Origin of the sequence: Shimia sp. MIT910701 (assembly GCF_047126315.1) — a bacterium.
Classification (GTDB): Bacteria; Pseudomonadota; Alphaproteobacteria; order Rhodobacterales; family Rhodobacteraceae; genus Shimia.
This window is the reverse complement of sequence record NZ_CP138953.1, coordinates 1,763,819-1,782,695: the sequence shown is the minus strand read 5'-3', so window position 1 is coordinate 1,782,695 and position 18,877 is coordinate 1,763,819. Positions and strand designations below refer to the sequence as shown.

Genomic DNA, 18,877 nt, shown 5'->3' with positions numbered 1-18,877 from the left:
GATCATGTCTGAACCAACCCTGGGGACCTCCCCACCCGACCGGAATGCGTCCGGCTCGGGCGCGGCGCTGCGCCAAATCAACCGCCTGATCGTGCCGCTGCTTGTGCTCAGCGCCATCTCAAATCTTGCCATTCTGGTTAGCCCGATCTTCATGATGCAGGTGTTGGACCGTGTTTTGCCAACCGGGAACCGACACACGCTCGCGCTGCTTTTGGGCGTGGCGGCGCTTGCACTTCTGCTGCAAGCCATCGTCGACGGATTACGCGACCTCAGCCTTGGACGGGTGGCCCGCTGGAGCGAGCGGCTTTGCGCGCCGCTTGTGCTCTCCCGTCCGCCCGAGCAAAAGCAGGACTACCTGTCCATGGTGGGGCACCTCAAATCCGCGTTGGACGGACCTGCTGCACGCGCCGCGCTCAGCCTACCTTGGCTGCCGGTGTTCACATTGGTGCTCTGGGCCATACATCCCTGGTTTGCAGGTTTGGCAGCGGCACTCATTGCCATAGCTGCGGCGCTGCGTCTGACGTATCATGCGATGGCCGCCGCGCCTTCCACCGCGCTTTTGTCAGCACAGGCGCAAGAATCCCGCAGCATGCAAGATGCGCAGCAGGTCAGCAGCCAACCGGCCTTGGGCGAGTTAAGTCACAATCTGCTCGCGCGCTTTGTGGCCGCTCTTGGCCAGCGCAGCAGCCTTGAGGATCAGCTATCTCCCTTACGCGTTATCAGCGCCAATCTTGAAGCATACCTGCGCAGTTTGACCCAGCTTTTGGGGCTCAGCCTAGGTGCTGCGTTAGTGGTTCAAGGCGATCTCAGCGCGGGCGGCATGATCGCTACCAGCCTGATCCTCACCAAAACTGTGAGCAGCCTTGAAGCGGCTTTTGCCAGCGTTGACAATCTAAAGCAGGCGGCCCAATCTTTGAAGAAGCTGGGTAATTTGCCTGTTCCCACCACAAAAACCAGCACGAATATTGCCAAGTTAAACGGCGCGCTCCGCTGTGAGGGACTCATTTTCCCAACAGGTGGCGGCGCTCCGCCCCGTCTCGACCGGATCAACTTTGCCCTTCCACCCGGCAGTTGCCTTGCCATAGTCGGCGCCTCAGGCAGCGGCAAATCCACCTTGCTTGAAGCGCTGGCCGGGGTCACGCCCTGCCCCATTGGCACGGTCTGGCTGGAGGAAACAGAAGTTTCCACGTTGCCGTTGCAGAGCCAGACCGCGTTTATCGGATATTTGCCGCAGCAGGCGCAGCTGTTTCACGGCACTCTGGCAGAAAACATCGCCGGCTTTGCGGCGTCTCCCGAGGATGCCGCCATAGTAGCCGCCGCGCAAACCGCCGGGGTGCATGGATTGATCTCAGCCCTGCCTAACTCTTATGACACCGACATCGGCGCAACGCCTTATGTTCTGTCAGCGGGGCAAAAGCAGCGGGTGGCTTTGGCCCGCGCAATTTTCCACCAACCAAAATATCTGTTTCTGGACGAACCCAACGCGCTGTTGGATGCGGCAGGCGAGCGCCAGCTCTGCGCTGTTTTGGCGCGGCTCAAAAAGCAAAACACAACCATTGTGATGGTGATCCATCGTTCTGGCTTGATGGGGTTGGCCGATCAGGTACTGGCGCTGGAAAACGGTCGAATGGCGGATTTTGGTCCGCGCAGCGATGTGTTGGGGCGCATGAGCGGAGGGCGACGCCGATTGGACGTCCCGCTGCTGGAGGCCAGCCTGCAGGATGTGACCGATTGGGTTGGCGCTCAGTTTTCTCGCAGCAACGATGCGGACTTGTCTCAGCGCGCTGAAATGGTCGCGAGCGAACTCTTTAACCTGGCTTTATCAGATGGCCCACCGGACACTCCAAGAGCCGCAGTGTTCCAGTTTCGCTTCCTCAATGATCGCAGCTGCGAAATCACCCTAACCGAAAACCGGGCTACCAAGGCCGACCGGAAGTTGCAGAAAATTGCGCGCCTATTGCGTCAGCCGGATGCCAAAATGTCCGACCTGCCACGCGACGAGGCCGCCATGGCTGTGCTCAGCCAGATGAGCAAGGGATTTGACGTGCGTAATGTTGATGGACAGGCTGTGTATCGCGCTGCCGTTTCGACAACCGCAAAAACACTCAGTGGGATGATGGCACATTGACGCTTGCACCAGACACCCGTGGGTCAATCCCTGACCAGGCTCTCCCAACCCAGGTCTCTCGACCGCTTTGGATTGGGTTTTGGGCCATAGTTGTGACCCTTGGTGCCTTTGGATGTTGGGCGGTTCTGGCACCTTTGGCCACGTCAATTCCCGCGTTAGGTCACTTAGATGCGCGACAGCCCAGCCTAGACATCCAGCACCGCTTTGGCGGCAAAATTGCCGAAGTGTTTGTAAAACTGCACACACCCGTGGAACAGGGGCAGCTGTTGATCCAGCTGGATGTGTCCGACGCGGCGGCGGAATTACGTGAACTGCAGGCGGCCTTGGCCCCAATGCAGGAAGAACGCCGCGCGTTGGCAGCCGCGCTGGCCGGAACTCTGACGGTGGAGGACACTGAGGGTTTGAGTCCTCAGACCCGATTGGCCCTGCGCCGGATGAAAGCGAAACAGGACGTTTTGGACCTGGGCGCGGAGATGACCCTACAGCTTGAAGCGTCTCTGCACTCCCAAACGGAGCAGCATCGCGCCAGTATGGAGCATCTACAAAGTCGCGAAAACTCAATGCGAGACCGATTGGAGCGTTATGCCACTCTGGCCGCCCAAGGTACTTTAAGAACAGCTGACACTGAGGCCTTGCATGAGAGCATTCTGGACGTGCAGGCCAACCTGGCGCGGGAACAGGCCGAACTGGCGTCTTTGGAGAGTCAGGCCACGCAGGCCAGACTGCAAATGGCGCGGGACAAGCTGGAGTTCCGTCAGGAGATCCTGGACCGACAGGCACAGTTGGAAGAGGCCATACCAAGGTTGCGCCTGCAAGCCTTGCGCCTCTCCGCACAGATTGCGCAGGCGGAGATCAGGGCACCGGATGACGGGGTGGTAACGGCCCTGCCTTATGACACCGCAGCGATGGTTGTCGCCCAGGGGGACACCGTGGTGACACTGGCGCGGCCTTCGCAAGCATTGGACGTGGCGTTCACCGCCAGCCCGCAAGCCATCGATCAATTGCGGGTGGGCATAAACGGGTATCTGACAGTGACTGGCCTGCCCCAGCGCAACCATCCAAGGGTGCGCATAACGCTAACGTCCCTCTCTCCAGAGGCGCGGCGGGACCACGAAGGGCGCGTGGTTGGCTATGATGGCGTGGCTGCCATGCACCCCGAGGACGAAGCAAACCTGCGAGCCGAAATGGGCCAACATCTGAACCTGGCAAGCGACATGCCGGTCCATTTGGTGTTCACGGGACGTCAAGTGACCTTTGCGGATTATCTGGTGGGGCCGTTTTTGCGGTTTCTGAGCCAAGCCATGCAGGATTGAGGGGCGCCGACCACGATAAGCGATACGTTCCCCCCCTTTTTGGGCAGCGTCATCAAGTCAGAGATCATTTCCCGGGAATCAGACGGGAAAATTCCCCGAGTTGCGCCGCTTGCACCTGTAAGGCGATGCGCTTAGCTCTAACGCATGCCCCATGCTTTGCGCCTGACCAACCTGTCTTTGCTGATTCTGTTTCCCATTGCATGGTTTGCGCCGCTGATGCGCGCGGGGGTGTTGCCGTTGTTTGGCCTGAGCGAGATTTCGATTGTGTCCGGGTTGCAATCGCTTTGGGACACAGATGTGGCTTTTGCGCTTTTGGTGACCTTTTTGGCGATTTTTGCGCCCTATATGAAGGTCATCGGGCTGGCGCTGATCCAATTTGGGCTGATGCGGCGTAAGGTTTTACCGGTACTGGAATGGTTGGGTAAACTGGCGATGGCGGATGTCTTCCTGATCGCGCTTTACATCGTGCTGGTCAAAGGCGCTGGCCATGTCACGGTGGAAACCGGCTGGGGACTTTATCTCTTTACTGCCTGTGTTTTGGCCTCCTTGGCGATTAGTCATTTGACCCGCAAGCGGTAGTGGTCCAAAACGAGAACATGGCAAAGAGCAAAACCCAATACAGCTGCTCCAGTTGTGGCGCGCAGTTTTCAAAATGGTCCGGCCGATGTGAAGGCTGTGGCGAGTGGAACACCATTGTCGAAGAGGCGCCGTTTGGCGCGGGCCCCACAGGCTCCTCGCTGGGCACCGCCAAGGGGCGGCGGATCGAGCTCTCGGATCTGCGCACCGAAGAAGCCCCGCCCCCACGCACGATGAGCAACGTCAAAGAACTCGACCGGGTGCTTGGCGGCGGATTGGTGCCGGCCAGCGCCATTCTGGTGGGCGGCGATCCGGGCATCGGTAAATCCACACTTTTGCTGCAAGCGGCAGCGCGGTTTGCGCGCCAAGGTGTAAAAACCATCTATGTGAGCGGCGAAGAAGCCAGCGCACAGGTGCGCATGCGGGCGCAGCGTTTGGGGCTGACCGAAAGCCCGGTGCTGCTCGCCGCAGATACCAATTTGCGCGACATTCTTACGACGCTAGAAGCGGAAAAACCGCAGTTGGCGATCATCGACTCCATTCAAACCATGTGGAGCGACTCGGTGGCCAGTGCGCCCGGTTCGGTCAGTCAGGTACGGGCCGCTGCGCATGAGCTAACCGCTTTTGCCAAACGCAAAGGCATGGCGATTGTGCTGGTTGGGCATGTCACCAAAGAAGGCCAAATTGCCGGGCCCCGTGTGGTCGAGCATATGGTGGATACCGTGCTCTACTTTGAGGGCGAACGCGGGCATCAGTTCCGGATTTTGCGCGCCGTCAAAAACCGCTTTGGTCCGGCGGACGAAATTGGCGTGTTTGAGATGACCGGACGTGGTTTGGCCGAAGTGGGCAACCCAAGCGCGTTGTTTCTGGCTGATCGCGGCGCGCCCAGTCCGGGCAGCGTGGTTTTTGCCGGGATCGAAGGCACGCGACCGGTGTTGATTGAGTTGCAGGCTCTGGTGGCCCCATCGCCGCACAGCCAGTCCCGGCGCACGGTGGTGGGCTGGGACAGCGGGCGGCTGGCGATGATTCTCGCCGTATTAGAATCACGCTGCGGAATTCCCTTTGCCGGGCTGGACGTCTACCTGAATGTGGCCGGCGGCATGAAGATTTCCGAACCGGCAGCGGACCTCGCAGTGGCCTGTGCGCTGATCTCCGCGCGTGAAGACAGCGCCCTGCCCGCCGAGACCGTTGTTTTTGGCGAAATCAGCCTGTCAGGGGCGCTTCGATCGGTCAGTCAGACGGAAAATAGGTTGAAAGAAGCCCAAAAACTTGGTTTCACGTCCGCAATCGCTCCGAAAGGTGGCAAGTCCGCAACGGTTAAAGGCATCAATCTCAACCGCATTGGGGATTTGGCAAGCTTTGTGGGAGAGGTATTCGGAGCGGGCTGACAGGCCGAGAGTTAAAAAGTAAATTCAGGCCGGGGGCGGTCGAAGGGGACGGAAATACATGGAAGGCTTCACAATTATTGATGCCGTGGTCGCGGGTGTGATCATCGTTTCAGCGCTGTTGGCGTACAGCCGCGGTGTTGTGCGCGAAGGCATGGCCATCGCGGGATGGATTGCTGCGGCGATTTTGGCCTTTATGTTTGCGGGCACGCTGCAGCCGATGGTCAAGGAAATTCCAGTGCTGGGGCAGTATCTGTCGGACAGCTGTGAACTGTCGATCATTGCCGCCTTTGCCGGTGTCTTTGCCCTGGCGCTGATTGTGGTGTCGCTGTTCACGCCTCTGTTTTCCTCGATTGTGCAACGCTCTGCGCTTGGCGGTATCGACCAGGGTCTCGGCTTTGTCTTTGGCGTTCTGCGCGGCATCCTGCTCGTGGCGATTGCCTTCTTTGTCTATGAAACCGTGATCACAAGCCAATCTGTGGCGATGGTGGATGACAGCCGCTCGGCTGCTGTGTTCAGCCGCATCACGCGCAAGATTGATGACCGTGACCCACAGCAGGCCCTGGGCTGGATCACCACACAATATGAAGAACTGGTTGGCGTCTGCGAACAATAAGCGCAGCCAGCTCAGAAACGCTCAAGTCCGCGCCACACGGTTGCGGGCTTTTTGCTGCGTGGCGCTCTGATCTCTTGTTTGCACCGCCAGCGGGGGCTACGGTCGCGAAAACTGGAATGTTTTGGCAGCTTTACCATGCGACTTTGGATATTCATCACCACCTTGAGCCTCGCCGTTTGTGTGACGCTGGTAATGTATATGTTGCTGCCGCCCAACAAACTGAAACTGGCGGCGGGCACGCAAGGCGGAGCCTATACGCTTATGGCGGAGCGGTATCGGGACATTCTGGCGCGAGATGACATTGAAGTGCAGATCGTGCACACCAATGGCTCGGTCGACAATGCGGAGTTGATGTCCAGCGATTTGGTGGATGCGGCGTTTTTACAAGCCGGCGTTGGCGTGACGGCAGGCACAGCCGAGGCGATTGGCGGCGTGTTTTATGAGCCCATGATTTTCCTGGCACATAGCGGACACAGTATCCCGTCCAACCCAGCGTTGTGGCGGGGCCTGACCATTGCCGCAGGCAAACGCGGATCGGGCACAGCCGTGGCCTTTGCCGATTTTCAGGACGCGGTTGGCATGGACAAAAACGCCAATACGCTGGTGGATGTCGGGTTTTCACAGGCAATTTTTGCGTTGCGGTCTGGTGACATCGACATGGCGTTTTTTGTCAGCAGCATCGAGGCGCCCTATCTGCGGCAGGCCTTTGGCTATGACGACATCGACATTTTGCGCCTGTCCTATACCGACGCCATTGCCCGGCACCTAGACTATGCGGATCTCGTGGAGGTCCCTACGGGGGGCGTGTCGCTGAACCCGGTGCAGCCGAGCGAGGCGCGGCAATTGTTGGCGTTAAAGGCGCAGTTGGTGATTGATCCAAAGCTGCATCCCGCGCTGGTGAACCGATTGACCATGGCGGCGAAAGAGCTGCATCGCGGGCATGATGTGCTGACGTCGCGCGGCACGTTTCCGGAGCCACGCGGCATTGGCATCCCTGAGAACAACGTGGCGCGGCAATTGATCGAGGACGGGCCAAGCACCTGGCACAACCTTCTGCCCTATTGGATGGCGGCGCAGGTCAATCGCGTGTTTCTGCTAACCCTGCCAATCCTGTTCCTGCTCTTGCCGCTTTTGCGGGTGTTGCCCATGGTTTATGCCTATTTCCGTGGCTGGCAGGTGTGGAAACACTACGGCCGTATACGTGAGATCGAGGCGCAGATGGGGCCGAAGTGCACGGCAGCGGAACTGGCCGGCATGGCCGAAGAGTTGGAAGAGGTGGATCACCGGATTTCGCAGCTAAAATTGCCGCCAGCCTACCGGCAGACGGCCTATCACGCGCGCATGCATATTGATCTGGTCCAAAAACGCATCAAACATCTGGAAACGCAGCTGAGCTAAGCGGCTGCTAAGGAGAGACATTATGGAAGGCACCACAGACGCACAGCTTTTTTCAGGCATTTTCAGCGCAGTGATCATTGGCGGCCTGGCCGGTTGGCTTGCAGGCAAGCTGGTGCGCGGCGGCGGGTTTGGCCTGATTGGCAATGTGATCCTTGGCATCGGAGGCGCGATCCTGGCCAATTTTGTGCTGCCGGTCTTGGGCTTCTCTTTTGGTGGCGGCTTTTTCAGCTCGGTGTTTCAATCGATGCTGGGCGCGGCGGTTGTGCTGGTCCTGATCCGCATGGTGAAAAAGGCTTAGGCGCAGATTGTCGCGGCTTTTGTGATCCTTTCGTGACATGCTGGGCGGGAGCCCTTAAGAGAGGCCGTAGCACGAGAACAGGATTCGGAGCCTCCCTGTGGACAGTGGTTTTTCCCACCCTTTCAGCTGGCGCACCCCGCGCATAGCAAAGGCTTGTCCACCTGAGATGTGTCCTTTCACGATTTGCGCCTTTGGTGCCTCGCTGCGCAGCCTCAATCACATTAGCCTAACCTGACGAAGGGAGCCCTGCCCGTGTGCGGAATTTTGGGGATCGCCAACCGAAACCATGACGTCTTTGGAGAGATCTACGATGGTCTCTTGATGTTGCAGCATCGGGGGCAGGATGCCTCGGGTGTGGTGACCTACACAGGCGGCTTCTTTCGCGAGCGCAAGGCCAATGGTTTGGTCAAGGACGTGTTTCAGCCGTCTGATGCGGAAACCCTGACAGGCCGCATTGGTATGGGCCATGTGCGCTATCCAACGGCGGGCAGCCTGTCGGCGTCTGAGGCGCAGCCGTTTTTTGTGAACGCGCCTTATGGCATCTATCTGGTGCACAACGGCAATATCACCAACACCGAGGCACAGCGCGAAAAGGTGACCGGGAAATACTCCCGCCACCTGCGGACCACCTCTGACAGTGAGATCCTGCTCAACGTGTTGGCCGACAAAGTTGCCGATGCCATCAAAGTCAACGGCAGCGCCGATGCGATCCGCAACATCTTTGCCGGTGTGAAGATGACCATGGAACGCGTGCAAGGCGCCTATTCCGTGGTCTGCCTGATCGCAGGTGTGGGCATGTTGGCCTTCCGGGACCCCCACGGCATTCGCCCGCTGTCCGTTGCGAAGCGCGATGCAGAGGGTGACGGCGACGACTATGCCTTTGCGTCTGAGGATGTGGCCTTTGGCATCAATGGCTTTGACAAAATTCGCGACCTGAAGCCCGGCGAGGCAATGCTGGTAGATCTGGACGGCAATCTGCACGAGTTCCAAGCAGTCGAAGGCGAGTTGACGCCTTGTATCTTCGAGTATGTCTATTTGGCGCGCCCAGACAGCGTGCTGGACGGCGTGTCTGTCTATCAGGCGCAGATCCGCATGGGCAAAACCCTGGCCAAGCAGGTGCAAGAGAGCGGCTTGGACATTGACGCGATCATTCCTGTGCCGGATAGTGCGCGACCTGTTGCCTTGGAAGTCAGCAACATCACCGGCATCCGCTATCGCGAGGCGCTTGTGAAGAACCGCTATGTGGGCCGGACGTTTATTATGCCTGGCCAGGAAGAGCGTCAGAAGTCCGTGCGTCGGAAGCTGAACGCCATTCCACGCGAGATGGAAGGCCGCAACATCCTGTTGATTGACGACAGCATTGTGCGCGGCAACACCATCAAGAAGATTGTGCAGATGTGCCGTGAGGCAGGCGCGAAGAAGGTCTACATCGCGTCGGCTTCCCCGCCTGTGTCGCACCCCAACGTCTACGGCATCGACATGCCAACCAAGCATGAGCTGATCGCCAATGGCATGAGCGTTGAGGAAATTCGCGAGGAATTGGGCGCCGATGCGCTGTTCTACCAAAAGCTTGAAGACCTGATTTGGGCGGCCAAAGAAGGCAACCCAGAGATCGAACGCTTTGATTGCTCCTGCTTTGACGGCAACTACATCACCGGTGGCGTGACGCCGGAATATCTGGCCGCGCTCGAAGGCAGCAGCCGGGTGAGCAAGAAGATCGAAGAGGCTCCAACGCCCGGCGCAAGCTGGAACGGTGCCACTTTGGCAACTTCTCAGGGGTGAGCGCGTGAACCTGCTGGCGCTTGATAGCCGCTGGCAGCGGTTGAACGATCCCACCTACGCCTGCAAATGCTGCGGGCGTAGCTTTGGCGGCATTGTTGACATGGGCTTTGGACAGCCGGATTGCTGGCCGCATGGCCCATTAACTGATGGTGACACCCTGACGGTGGGCGACGATGTGTTGACCGCCGACCTCTGTGTGCTTGACGATCTGCGCTTTGTCCATTGCGTGGTGCCCCTGCCCATTCGTGGCAGCGACGAGGTCTTTCTGTTTGGCGTATGGGCCAGCCTGGCGGTGGAAGACTTCAAAGCCTACGTGCTGGATGCAACTGGCGAGGACACCGGCTTTGCAGGGGCCGCGGCCTGGTTGATGAATGACCTGCCGCTGTTTGAAAGCGATGAGCCCATTTCTTGCGGCCTAAAACCGGCAGAATCAGGCGCCGAGAGGCCACACCTGACGGCCAATTCAGGACCACTGGCACAAGCACAGGCAGAAGGCATTTCCTTTGATCAACTGCTGGAAATATACGCGGCTTGTGGTGAGGACCTGCGACCGCACCTGATGGGCTGAAATCCGCCGCATTGGCCTTTTTTCTTTGGCAATCGACCGCCTGTTTAGCGGTCCTTAACTATAAATACGTTACGTCTGTCTGGCGGCTCACGACCCTCCAACTATATAGCCGCCACCGCTCACAAACACAGGCAGTATCATGTCCTCCAAGACTCCTTCCCACGTGGCCGCGCAGGCCACGCAATCCGGTGTGCTGAAGAACCGCTCCCGCCTGACTTTGATTGGCGTGATGGGCAGCCCGAAAAACCCGCGCGCCTTGTTGATGACCGCAGGGGGCAAAACCCTGCGCGTTGAACTTGGCGACCGCACGCCCTCCGGCAAAGTGGTGGCCATTGGCGAAGACAACATTGTGCTCAACGCAGGCCATGGCACCACCCGCCTGTCGATGCCCAACTAAACAACTAAATCGCGAGGGGAGATGGCAGTTCTCGTCCCCCCTGCGACTTGCTTGCCTCTTGACCTTGTGCCGCTTTGGTCGCATTGCATCGGCCTATGAGTGACACGTCCAACACCCCCGACGCCTCCGGCGAGAAAATCGCGCTGATCACCGGCGCATCACGTGGCCTTGGTGCCGCTTTTGCAGAGGCGCTTGTGCCCGCGTACCACGTTGTGGCTGTGGCCCGCACCACCGGTGCACTGGAAGATCTGGACGATCGCATTCAGGCCAAAGGGGGCAAATCCACCCTGGCACCGATGGACATAACCAATGCCGATGCCATGGCGCAGCTGTGCCGCTCGATCCACGACCGTTGGGGCAAAGTGGACCTGTGGATCCACACCGCCGCCCATGGCGCGCCTTTGACCCCCACCGATCACATCGATGCCAAGGACTGGCAGAAATCTCTGTCGATCAATGTGGATGCTGTGGCCCGTCTGATCCCATTTATGAGCCCGCTGTTGGGCGATGCGGGTCATGCGGTGTTCTTTGAGGACAATCACGCCGGTGAGAAGTTCTTTGGCTCCTATGGCGCCACCAAAGCCGCTCAGATCGCGCTGGCCAAAAGCTGGCAGGCGGAGACCACCAATATCGGCCCAAACGTGTCGATCTTAAGCCCTCGGGGCATGCCCACCGGCACCCGCGCGCGTTTCTTCCCTGGCGAAGACAAGGACAACCTAGTGCATCCCCGCGACGAAGCGGCGCGTTTGATGGCTGAGATCGGGCTTTAGGGCTCAAAACGCTGGCATCGCCGCAACGGTTGCGGCCAGCGACACCACGTGCCTTGCCCCCTTTGCATGGCTCCACTAGACAGGATGTCAGCAGATAAATTGGGGCAGGCACATGCGCATTCTCATCACCAATGACGACGGCATCAACGCGCCGGGACTGGCCGTTCTGGAGCGCATTGCAGCGGAGCTGGCCGGACCTGACGGCGAAGTCTGGTGTGTGGCGCCTGCGTTTGAGCAATCCGGTGTGGGCCACTGCATCAGCTACACCCACCCCACAATGATTGCCCAGATGGGCGAGCGCCGCTTTGCCGCCGAAGGCAGCCCAGCGGATTGTGTATTGGCCGGCGTACATGATGTGATGAAAGACGCGCCACCCGAGTTGATCCTGTCCGGCGTAAACCGTGGCAACAACTCTGCAGAAAATGCGCTTTATTCCGGCACGTTGGGCGCGGCGATTGAAGGCGCTTTGCAGGGCATCCCGTCTTTTGCCCTGTCGCAGTTCCTGGGCCCGAAGAATTTCTCCGCCGACGATCCGTTTGAGGCCGCGGGCGCATTTGGCGCTGAAGTTGTGCGCAAGATCCTTGATGCAAATCCAGCCAACGACCACCCCTATGGCTTGTTTTACAACGTGAACTTCCCGCCTGTGCTGGCCAAAGACGTCAAAGGCACGCGGGTGGTGGCGCAGGGCTTGCGCCAAGGCACCAAGTTTTCGGTCGAGCCGCACAATGCGCCGTCTGGGCGTCGGTTCCTGTGGGCCCGAGGCGGCGATCAGCAGAACCCGTCTGGCGAAGGCACCGATGCGACCGTCAACCTGAAGGGCTACACCTCGGTGACACCGATGCGCGCGGACCTGACGGCACATGACACACTTGCCGCGCTGAAAGGCATTGAATGACCGACCCTGACGCGCTTGCTGAACGCAAAATGCAGTTCCTGTTTGCCCTGCGTTCGCGTGGGGTGACGGAGCCTGCTGTGCTGACCGCGATGGAACAGGTAGACCGCGGGCTGTTTGTGCGTGGGCTGTTTGCCGAGCGGGCGTATGAAGACACGCCATTGCCGATTGCCTGTGGCCAGACCATTTCGCAGCCTTCCGTAGTTGGGCTGATGACGCAAGCTTTGGAAGTCACCTCGCGTGACAAGGTGCTCGAGGTGGGCACCGGCTCGGGCTATCAGGCCGCGATCCTGAGCCATCTGGCGCGGCGGGTCTATACGGTGGATCGGCACAAGCGGTTGGTGCAAGAGGCGCGCGGCGTGTTTGACCAATTGGGCATCGTGAACATCACCTCTCTGATCAGTGACGGCAGCTTTGGCCTCCCGGATCAGGCGCCGTTTGACAAAATCATTGTGACCGCCGCCGCAGAGGACCCGCCCGGCCCCCTCTTGGCGCAACTCAAGATCGGCGGTATTATGGTGGTGCCCGTGGGGCAGTCGGATGCGGTGCAGAGCCTTATTCGGGTGCGCAAAACGGAAAACGGGCTGGACTATGACGAATTGCGCTCGGTGCGTTTTGTGCCTCTGCTTGAGGGCGTCGCACGAGAGAATGATTGATTTGATTGGGCTTTCCCCTTGGCAAAGGGTGACGGCTCGCCCATTTGGAAGCTTAACGAAGCGAACAACAGACGCGGCTTTGGCAGCAGACCCCCGGTAACAGGGCGCCGCATGTGAGGACATCGAGATGGCAGTTTTCTCATCCAAGAACACCCGGTTGATCGGCGCAGGATTGGCGCTGACCGTGATGAGTGGCTGTTTGGACACACTGGATTACGACTTCCGCGGCGACCTTGGCGGCGGGTTGGACACCACAGAGGCCGCGCAAACCGCGACGGCGACGCGGCCGGAGCCGGATGATCGTGGTGTGATCTCATATCCAAGCTATCAGGTGGCGGTGGCCAAACGTGGCGACACGCTGGCGGATGTGTCCCAACGCGTGGGCATTCCGGCCGAAGAGTTGAGCCGCACAAACGGCATCGCGCTGGACGCGCAGCTGCGTGAGGGCGAAGTGGTCACCCTGCCCCGCCGTGTGGCCGAGCCGTCTGCGGCGACCGGCGGCACCGGCATGGTGACAGCGCCAGGCGGCGTGGACATTGCCGCGCTGGCCGGCGGCGCGATAAACAACGCCGATACATCGGTTGAGACCGAGACCCTGCAGCCGGTTGCGACGCCAAAACCTGGTGGGCAGACAGGCGTGGAGCCCGTGCGCCACAAGGTGAAACGCGGCGAGACGGCCTTTACTATTGCACGTCTGTACAACGTCTCTGTGCGCTCTTTGGCAGAATGGAACGGGTTGGGCAGCGATTTCACCATTCGTGAGAACCAGATCCTGCTGATCCCTCCCGTGGACCCGGAAGCGGAAGCCAAGCGCAAAGCCGCCGCCACAACCGCAGCGGCAACCACCACCAAACCGGGCGAAGGCTCGCCCACGCCAACCCCGCCAAGCGCCTCTAAGCCTTTGCCGGAAGACAACACAGTGGCGGCCGCGACACCGGTTGAAAAACCGGAGAGCCCGAACCTGGCGCAGCAACAAAGCGCCAGCAAAGCGGCGATGAGCTACCCGGTGTCTGGCAAGGTGATCCGGCCTTATTCCAAGGGCAAAAACAACGGCATCGACATTGCCGCGGACGCGGGAGCGCCGGTGTCGGCGGCGGCGGATGGCACCGTGGCGGCGATCACCAAAGACGCGGATGACGTGACCATTTTGGTGGTGCGCCACCCCAACAATCTGATGACGGTCTACTACAACGTGGACGGTGTGAAGGTGAAGAAGGGCGCCAGCGTGAAGCGCGGGCAGAGCATGGCGGTGTTGCCTGCGGAGAACAGCTTTGTGCACTTTGAGGTGCGCGAGGGCTTTGACAGCGTCGACCCTGCTCCCTACCTGAAATAACGCGGCAAGGCGTCGGCGTTATAGCACCCGCCCTTAAACCTGAGACACGAATACCCTGCCACGCCTACGGCGCTCTCGGGACATTCGTGACTCTGGATGTTTCAGCTAAAACGTCGGATGCTTTATTATAACGCGACGCCTTCGCGCCCTGCCAAATCGACAAAGAACTGCCAAGCGACACGGCCTGAGCGGGCGCCGCGTGTGGCTTGCCACTCGATCGCCTCCGCGCGCAGGCGATCTGCATCCACGGTCACACCATGGGCGGTGCAGTAGCCGTCGATCATCGCCAAGTATTGGTCTTGCGAACATGGGTGGAAGCCCAGCCAGAGACCAAAGCGATCGGACAGGGAGACCTTCTCTTCCACGGCCTCTGATGGGTTGATCGCCGAACTGCGCTCGTTTTCGATCATGTCGCGCGGCATCAAGTGGCGGCGATTGGAGGTGGCATAGAACACCACGTTGTCAGGACGGCCTTCGATGCCGCCGTCCAGCACGGCTTTGAGCGATTTGTAGTGCTGGTCATCGTGGCTGAAGCTGAGGTCGTCGCAGAACAATAGGAAACGCTCTTTGCTGGCGCGCAGGAGGTTCAGCAGGCGGGCCACGGATGGCAGGTCCTCGCGTTGCAGCTCTACAATCTTGAGCGGCAGGCCTTCAGCGATGACTTGAGCGTGTACAGCTTTCACGATGGAGGATTTGCCCATACCGCGCGCGCCCCAAAGCAAGGCGTTGTTGGCCGGGAGCCCACGCGCAAATTGTCGAGTGTTGTCCAGAAGCGTGTCGCGGGAGCGGTCGATGCCCACCAGCAAATCAAGCGACACGCGGTTGATGTTGGACACCGGCTCCAGCCGGTCCGGGTCCACATGCCAGACAAAGCCATCTGCAGCCGCAAAATCCGGCGCGGCCATTGGGGCCGGTGCCATGCGTTCCAGCGCTTCGGCGATGCGGATCAAAGTGGTGTCATCCATGGCGGGCCTCCTGCTATCTTCGGGCGATACAGACCATGTTCGCGGCGGGACAACAAGGGGCCAAAGAAAAAGGCGCACCCCAAGCGGGATGCGCCGAAATTATTAGCTTGAGAGCGGCTTACTTGTGGCTTTCCGCGTCGGCGATGTCGTCTTCGCCTTCTTCGTCGTCCTCAAAGTAGACGCCTTCGGCTTTGAGCTTGGCGATGCGTTGCTTGTCCACACGGCGCACCAGGAAGATCGAGACTTCGTAGAGGCCGTAGACAACCACAAATAGGATCAACTGTGTGGTGACGTCTGGTGGTGTGACCAATGCGGCCAGAACCAGAATGCCCACCATGGCGTATTTGCGCACGCGGCCGAGGCCTTCGGCGTTCACCAGACCAGCTTTGCCCATCAACGTCAGCAGAACTGGCAGCTGGAAGCAGAGGCCAAAGGCCATGATGAATTTCAGCGAGATGTCCAAGCTTTCGTTCACCTTACCGAAGAAGGTGATCTTGATGCCACTGTCGGTCTCAGGAACCACAACGGACCCCGCAGGCAGGTCGCTTGTGGTGCTGGCGAGCAGGTTGGCAAAGATCGAGCTCACGTCGGTGAAGCCCAAGAAGAAGGCCATCGCCAGCGGCGTCACGACGAAATGCGCAAAGGCCGCTCCGAGCAGGAACATGAAAGGCGAGGCAATCATGAAGGGCAGGAAAGCGCCACGCTCGTTTTTGTAGAGACCCGGCGCCACGAAGCGCCAAAGTTGGAACGCGATCACTGGAAACGCGAGCACAAAGCCCCCCACCATGGAGATGCGGAACAGCGTGAAGAGATATTCCTGCGGTGAGGTGTACTGCATCGTTGGGGATGGGTCGCCCAGCGCGCGCAGGGTTTCCTCAATTGGCCCCAGCAGGAATTGCAACGTCGGCTCCGCGACCACAAAGGCCAACACCATGCCCACCAGGAATGCGAGCACAGAGCGGATGAGCCGCGTGCGCAACTCCGCCAGGTGCTCGATCAGCGGGGCGGAGCTGTCTTCGATTTCGTCAGTTGAGCTCATGCCTCATCCTTCTTCGCGGCAGTCTTGGTCGGGGGCGTCGGCGCCGGATCGTAGCTGCGCGCTTCTTTGCGGGCGGCTTTCTCGGCGTCCTCTGCGGCGGCTTTTTCGGCGGCTTCCCGGTCCAGACGTTCTTGCGCCATCTCGGCAGATTTCTGACGGATCTTCTCCGCCGCTTCCGCGCGTTCTTTGGACAGGCGTGTGGTCTCGGCGCCCGGCTCATAGGACATGGAGCGTTTCACTTCCCCCACGGAATCGTTGAGCGCATCGGTGGCCGATTTCAAAGGATTGGTGACCTTGTCCAACCCGTCGGTGGCCCCTTTCAGGGTGTCGGTCACATCTTTGACGCCCGCCTGATCCGCAGCCTGATTCATGGCAGAGGAAAACTCCCGCGCCATGCCTTTGGCTTTGCCGACAAAACGTCCCACCGTGCGAAACATCACCGGCAGGTCTTTGGGACCCACCACGATGAGCGCCACGATGCCAATGAGCAGAAGCTCGGTCCAACCCAGATCAAACATCTTGGATCGCCCGGCTTAGGCTTTGTCTTTTTCGTCAGCCGGCGTCACGTCCTTCGCCGCGTCTGCCGCTTCTTCCTCAAGTTCTTTGGCGCCTTCGTTCACGCCTTTTTTGAACGAGGTGATGCCTTTGCCAACTTCGCCCATGATGCCGCTGATTTTGCCGCGTCCAAACAGGACAAGAACCACAACCGCGATCAGAAGGATGCCGGGCAGGCCGATATTGTTCAACATGACTTTGTCTCCCTTGGTCGGTGGCACTAGGGCCGCCTAAGTCTCATGGCAAAGACCTACCGCGCCGGACGCGGAGGCAAAAGGCGGATTAACGGGAGTGTGACGGGATATTTGGGGTTTTTACGCCCCATTTTGCCACTATTATGTCAGTTGTCGTTATTTTGGCAGGAAATCGGAGAATCACAGGTTATGGCCAGCTCTCAAAACCGCTCAGATCGGCTCTATGGATTGATGGAAATCCTGAAAGACGGCGGCTTGCATCGGGCTGAGGATTTGGCGGCGGCGATGCAGGTGTCTTTGCGGACGATCTATCGTGACATGCAAACCCTGGCGAACAGCGGCGTGGCCATCGAGGGCGAGCGCGGCACAGGGTATCGTGCGAAGGCGGTTTTAACATTGCCACCGTTGAACCTGACAGAAGAGGAGTTGGAGGCATTGCACATAGGTCTTGAGGTGGTTGGCACCGGGATGGAGGGGCCATTGCGCGCAGCGGCAGAAAGCCTGAGCGCAAAGATTGATGCGGTGTTGCCGGAGGAGATTGGCGGTGTGAGCCAAGGGTTTGGTTTCGCAGCCTACCCGTTTGCGGAGACAACACAGGCGTTGAAGTATCTAGAACCGTTGCGCGAAGCCATTCGGACACGGCAGAAGCTACGGATCACCATTACGGGTGAGATGGCGCGCGACGTGCGCCCACTGAAACTCGACTATTGGGGGCGCGTCTGGACGTTAGGTGTCTGGGACGAAACCCTTGGGAGATTTGCAAAAATCCGGGTGGATCAAATTGCCGAACTGACTGTATTGCCAAGCCTGTTCGTAGAAGAACCAGGCAAGAGCCTCAACGATTTCCTCGCATAGGCCTAAGACGTCTCAGGTTTCAGCAGGGAAGACAAAGCAGCGGTCTCGACGGATAGTCAGCCAGAGTGGCGTACCCTCTTTTGGCAGGAACACATTTGGCACAGTGGCGTGCAAAACAGAGCCGTTATGGTCCATCTGGAATTCAACGAGGCTTTCATTGCCCATAAATCTTGCCCGAGAGACGATGCCGCGTGCAGCCACGCCATCGCTGTCAGTCGGAAGGGGTCCTCTGCCGTCTCTGTCAAAATCCAGCTTCAGATGCTGTGGACGGATCACGATCTCCACCGGCGCGCCATCTTCAAATCCGGGCGTGAGAAACTCGCCAAATGGCGTTTCGGTCAAGGCACCATTGCTGATCGAACGGATGACGTTGATGTCGCTGAAAAACGCAACCGCCTGTTTATCCACCGGCGCGTTATAAATGTTGTACGGCGCACCTTGCTGAACAATGACACCCTCCCGCATGAGGGCAATCTCATCGGCCATGCGCATGGCCTCTTCCGGCTCGTGTGTGACCAGCAACACAGCTGTGTCTTCTTCTTTGAGAACTGCCAAGGTCTCGTCACGGATGCCGTCGCGCAGGCGATTGTCCAGACCTGAAAACGGCTCGTCCATCAGCATGATGCGCGGGCGCGGCGCCAATGCGCGGGCCAAGGCAATACGCTGTTGCTCACCGCCCGACAGCAAATGCGGATATTTGTCGATGGCCCAGCCAAGGTTCACTTTCGCTAGAAGTTCCTCAACACGGGCGCGTTTTTCCTCTTTGCTGCCCTTGAGGCCAAAGGCGACGTTGTCGCTTACTGAAAGATGCGGAAAGAGCGCAAAGTCTTGAAACATCAGGCCAATCTGACGGCGTTCCGGCGGGATGCGGAACACGGTATCACAGATCAGTTTGCCGTCCACATAGATTTCACCGCTGTCTTGCATGTCCACACCGGCAATCATGCGCAGGGTAGTAGACTTGCCGCAGCCGGACGGGCCAAGCAGGCAGGTGACTTTACCGGACTCCAGTGTCAACGACACATCATCCACAACCTGACGGTTGCCAAAACGGCGGCGCAGATTGCGGATTTCCAATCGTGGTGGCGTCTGGTCAGAATTCGGCTGCACGGGTGGCCTCTTGCAATCCCCGATGCTTTTCATCGGGTTTTGTCGAG

At 59.2% G+C, this 18,877-nt stretch carries 20 protein-coding genes; 15 read left to right on the top strand and 5 right to left on the bottom strand.

Translation table 11 applies throughout. From position 1 onward, the window contains the following. Positions 1-4: 4 nt before the first annotated feature. The 14 genes from SIB38_RS08480 to SIB38_RS08415 all read left to right on the top strand — a co-directional run bounded on the left by SIB38_RS08480 (position 5) and on the right by SIB38_RS08415 (position 14,112). Complete coding sequence (locus SIB38_RS08480; RefSeq protein ID WP_412551794.1) at positions 5-2,128, top strand: ATP-binding cassette domain-containing protein; 2,124 nt, start codon at positions 5-7, stop codon at positions 2,126-2,128. Between the two features lie 92 nt (positions 2,129-2,220). After that, a complete protein-coding gene (locus SIB38_RS08475) occupies positions 2,221-3,441 on the top strand; it encodes an HlyD family efflux transporter periplasmic adaptor subunit (protein WP_412551793.1) in 1,221 nt (406 codons plus the stop codon). A gap of 144 nt (positions 3,442-3,585) precedes the next feature. Beyond that, complete coding sequence (locus SIB38_RS08470; RefSeq protein WP_294117457.1) at positions 3,586-4,020, top strand: paraquat-inducible protein A; 435 nt, start codon at positions 3,586-3,588, stop codon at positions 4,018-4,020. A 17-nt stretch (positions 4,021-4,037) separates the two neighbouring features. Next, a complete protein-coding gene (gene radA / locus SIB38_RS08465) occupies positions 4,038-5,405 on the top strand; it encodes a DNA repair protein RadA (RefSeq protein ID WP_294117456.1) in 1,368 nt (455 codons plus the stop codon). A 58-nt stretch (positions 5,406-5,463) separates the two neighbouring features. Beyond that, positions 5,464-6,018, top strand: a complete 555-nt coding sequence (locus tag SIB38_RS08460) for a CvpA family protein (RefSeq protein ID WP_294117454.1) — start codon at positions 5,464-5,466, stop codon at positions 6,016-6,018. A gap of 135 nt (positions 6,019-6,153) precedes the next feature. Next, positions 6,154-7,416, top strand: a complete 1,263-nt coding sequence (locus SIB38_RS08455; RefSeq protein ID WP_412551792.1) for a TAXI family TRAP transporter solute-binding subunit — start codon at positions 6,154-6,156, stop codon at positions 7,414-7,416. A gap of 22 nt (positions 7,417-7,438) precedes the next feature. Further along, positions 7,439-7,714, top strand: coding sequence for a GlsB/YeaQ/YmgE family stress response membrane protein (locus SIB38_RS08450; RefSeq protein WP_294117447.1), 276 nt, complete (start codon positions 7,439-7,441; stop codon positions 7,712-7,714). Positions 7,715-7,966: 252 nt separating this feature from the next. Next, positions 7,967-9,496, top strand: a complete 1,530-nt coding sequence (gene purF / locus SIB38_RS08445; protein ID WP_294117444.1) for an amidophosphoribosyltransferase — start codon at positions 7,967-7,969, stop codon at positions 9,494-9,496. Positions 9,497-9,500: 4 nt separating this feature from the next. Then, positions 9,501-10,064 (top strand): DUF2199 domain-containing protein, encoded by a 564-nt coding sequence (locus SIB38_RS08440; protein ID WP_294117442.1) that lies wholly within the window; start codon positions 9,501-9,503, stop codon positions 10,062-10,064. Between the two features lie 139 nt (positions 10,065-10,203). Continuing rightward, a complete protein-coding gene (locus tag SIB38_RS08435) occupies positions 10,204-10,461 on the top strand; it encodes a pilus assembly protein PilZ (protein WP_294117439.1) in 258 nt (85 codons plus the stop codon). A 95-nt stretch (positions 10,462-10,556) separates the two neighbouring features. Next, a complete protein-coding gene (locus SIB38_RS08430; RefSeq protein WP_294117438.1) occupies positions 10,557-11,231 on the top strand; it encodes an SDR family NAD(P)-dependent oxidoreductase in 675 nt (224 codons plus the stop codon). A 112-nt stretch (positions 11,232-11,343) separates the two neighbouring features. After that, a complete protein-coding gene (gene surE / locus SIB38_RS08425; protein WP_294117436.1) occupies positions 11,344-12,126 on the top strand; it encodes a 5'/3'-nucleotidase SurE in 783 nt (260 codons plus the stop codon). Continuing rightward, positions 12,123-12,779, top strand: coding sequence for a protein-L-isoaspartate(D-aspartate) O-methyltransferase (locus SIB38_RS08420; RefSeq protein ID WP_294117435.1), 657 nt, complete (start codon positions 12,123-12,125; stop codon positions 12,777-12,779). Before surE ends, SIB38_RS08420 begins: the two co-directional genes overlap by 4 nt. Before the next feature lie 127 nt (positions 12,780-12,906). Beyond that, positions 12,907-14,112 (top strand): LysM peptidoglycan-binding domain-containing protein, encoded by a 1,206-nt coding sequence (locus tag SIB38_RS08415; RefSeq protein WP_294117433.1) that lies wholly within the window; start codon positions 12,907-12,909, stop codon positions 14,110-14,112. A gap of 125 nt (positions 14,113-14,237) precedes the next feature. Here SIB38_RS08415 and SIB38_RS08410 read toward each other — a convergent pair whose 3' ends face one another. From SIB38_RS08410 to SIB38_RS08395, 4 genes are all read right to left on the bottom strand, one after another. Then, a complete protein-coding gene (locus SIB38_RS08410; RefSeq protein WP_294117430.1) occupies positions 14,238-15,077 on the bottom strand; it encodes an ATP-binding protein in 840 nt (279 codons plus the stop codon). A 118-nt stretch (positions 15,078-15,195) separates the two neighbouring features. Next, entirely contained in the window at positions 15,196-16,116 is a 921-nt protein-coding gene (gene tatC / locus SIB38_RS08405; RefSeq protein WP_294117427.1) for a twin-arginine translocase subunit TatC, read from the bottom strand. After that, the gene (gene tatB / locus SIB38_RS08400; RefSeq protein WP_294117425.1) at positions 16,113-16,634 is read right to left on the bottom strand and encodes a Sec-independent protein translocase protein TatB; all 522 of its coding nucleotides are present in this window, start codon (positions 16,632-16,634) and stop codon (positions 16,113-16,115) included. The genes tatC and tatB overlap by 4 nt, the downstream gene beginning before the upstream one ends. A 15-nt stretch (positions 16,635-16,649) precedes the next feature. After that, complete coding sequence (locus SIB38_RS08395) at positions 16,650-16,865, bottom strand: twin-arginine translocase TatA/TatE family subunit (protein WP_294117423.1); 216 nt, start codon at positions 16,863-16,865, stop codon at positions 16,650-16,652. Between the two features lie 189 nt (positions 16,866-17,054). Here SIB38_RS08395 and SIB38_RS08390 point away from each other — a divergent pair, with 189 nt between their 5' ends. Further along, positions 17,055-17,720, top strand: coding sequence for a helix-turn-helix transcriptional regulator (locus SIB38_RS08390; protein ID WP_294117420.1), 666 nt, complete (start codon positions 17,055-17,057; stop codon positions 17,718-17,720). Between the two features lie 12 nt (positions 17,721-17,732). Here the strand turns inward: SIB38_RS08390 and SIB38_RS08385 are convergent, their stop codons facing one another. After that, positions 17,733-18,863, bottom strand: a complete 1,131-nt coding sequence (locus SIB38_RS08385; RefSeq protein WP_412551791.1) for an ABC transporter ATP-binding protein — start codon at positions 18,861-18,863, stop codon at positions 17,733-17,735. Positions 18,864-18,877: the final 14 nt, after the last annotated feature.

Excerpts from the sequence above, each read along its gene's own strand:
- SIB38_RS08430 (WP_294117438.1), top strand. The coding sequence starts at position 10,557 with ATGAGTGACACGTCCAACACCCCCGACGCCTCCGGCGAGAAAATCGCG.
- SIB38_RS08470 (WP_294117457.1), top strand. The coding sequence starts at position 3,586 with ATGCCCCATGCTTTGCGCCTGACCAACCTGTCTTTGCTGATTCTGTTT.
- SIB38_RS08420 (WP_294117435.1), top strand. The coding sequence starts at position 12,123 with ATGACCGACCCTGACGCGCTTGCTGAACGCAAAATGCAGTTCCTGTTT.
- surE (WP_294117436.1), top strand. The coding sequence starts at position 11,344 with ATGCGCATTCTCATCACCAATGACGACGGCATCAACGCGCCGGGACTG.
- SIB38_RS08395 (WP_294117423.1), bottom strand. The coding sequence starts at position 16,865 with ATGTTGAACAATATCGGCCTGCCCGGCATCCTTCTGATCGCGGTTGTG.
- SIB38_RS08390 (WP_294117420.1), top strand. The coding sequence starts at position 17,055 with ATGGCCAGCTCTCAAAACCGCTCAGATCGGCTCTATGGATTGATGGAA.
- SIB38_RS08435 (WP_294117439.1), top strand. The coding sequence starts at position 10,204 with ATGTCCTCCAAGACTCCTTCCCACGTGGCCGCGCAGGCCACGCAATCC.
- SIB38_RS08480 (WP_412551794.1), top strand. The coding sequence starts at position 5 with ATGTCTGAACCAACCCTGGGGACCTCCCCACCCGACCGGAATGCGTCC.
- SIB38_RS08385 (WP_412551791.1), bottom strand. The coding sequence starts at position 18,863 with ATGAAAAGCATCGGGGATTGCAAGAGGCCACCCGTGCAGCCGAATTCT.
- SIB38_RS08460 (WP_294117454.1), top strand. The coding sequence starts at position 5,464 with ATGGAAGGCTTCACAATTATTGATGCCGTGGTCGCGGGTGTGATCATC.
- SIB38_RS08410 (WP_294117430.1), bottom strand. The coding sequence starts at position 15,077 with ATGGATGACACCACTTTGATCCGCATCGCCGAAGCGCTGGAACGCATG.
- SIB38_RS08450 (WP_294117447.1), top strand. The coding sequence starts at position 7,439 with ATGGAAGGCACCACAGACGCACAGCTTTTTTCAGGCATTTTCAGCGCA.
- tatC (WP_294117427.1), bottom strand. The coding sequence starts at position 16,116 with ATGAGCTCAACTGACGAAATCGAAGACAGCTCCGCCCCGCTGATCGAG.
- SIB38_RS08415 (WP_294117433.1), top strand. The coding sequence starts at position 12,907 with ATGGCAGTTTTCTCATCCAAGAACACCCGGTTGATCGGCGCAGGATTG.
- radA (WP_294117456.1), top strand. The coding sequence starts at position 4,038 with ATGGCAAAGAGCAAAACCCAATACAGCTGCTCCAGTTGTGGCGCGCAG.
- SIB38_RS08455 (WP_412551792.1), top strand. The coding sequence starts at position 6,154 with ATGCGACTTTGGATATTCATCACCACCTTGAGCCTCGCCGTTTGTGTG.
- tatB (WP_294117425.1), bottom strand. The coding sequence starts at position 16,634 with ATGTTTGATCTGGGTTGGACCGAGCTTCTGCTCATTGGCATCGTGGCG.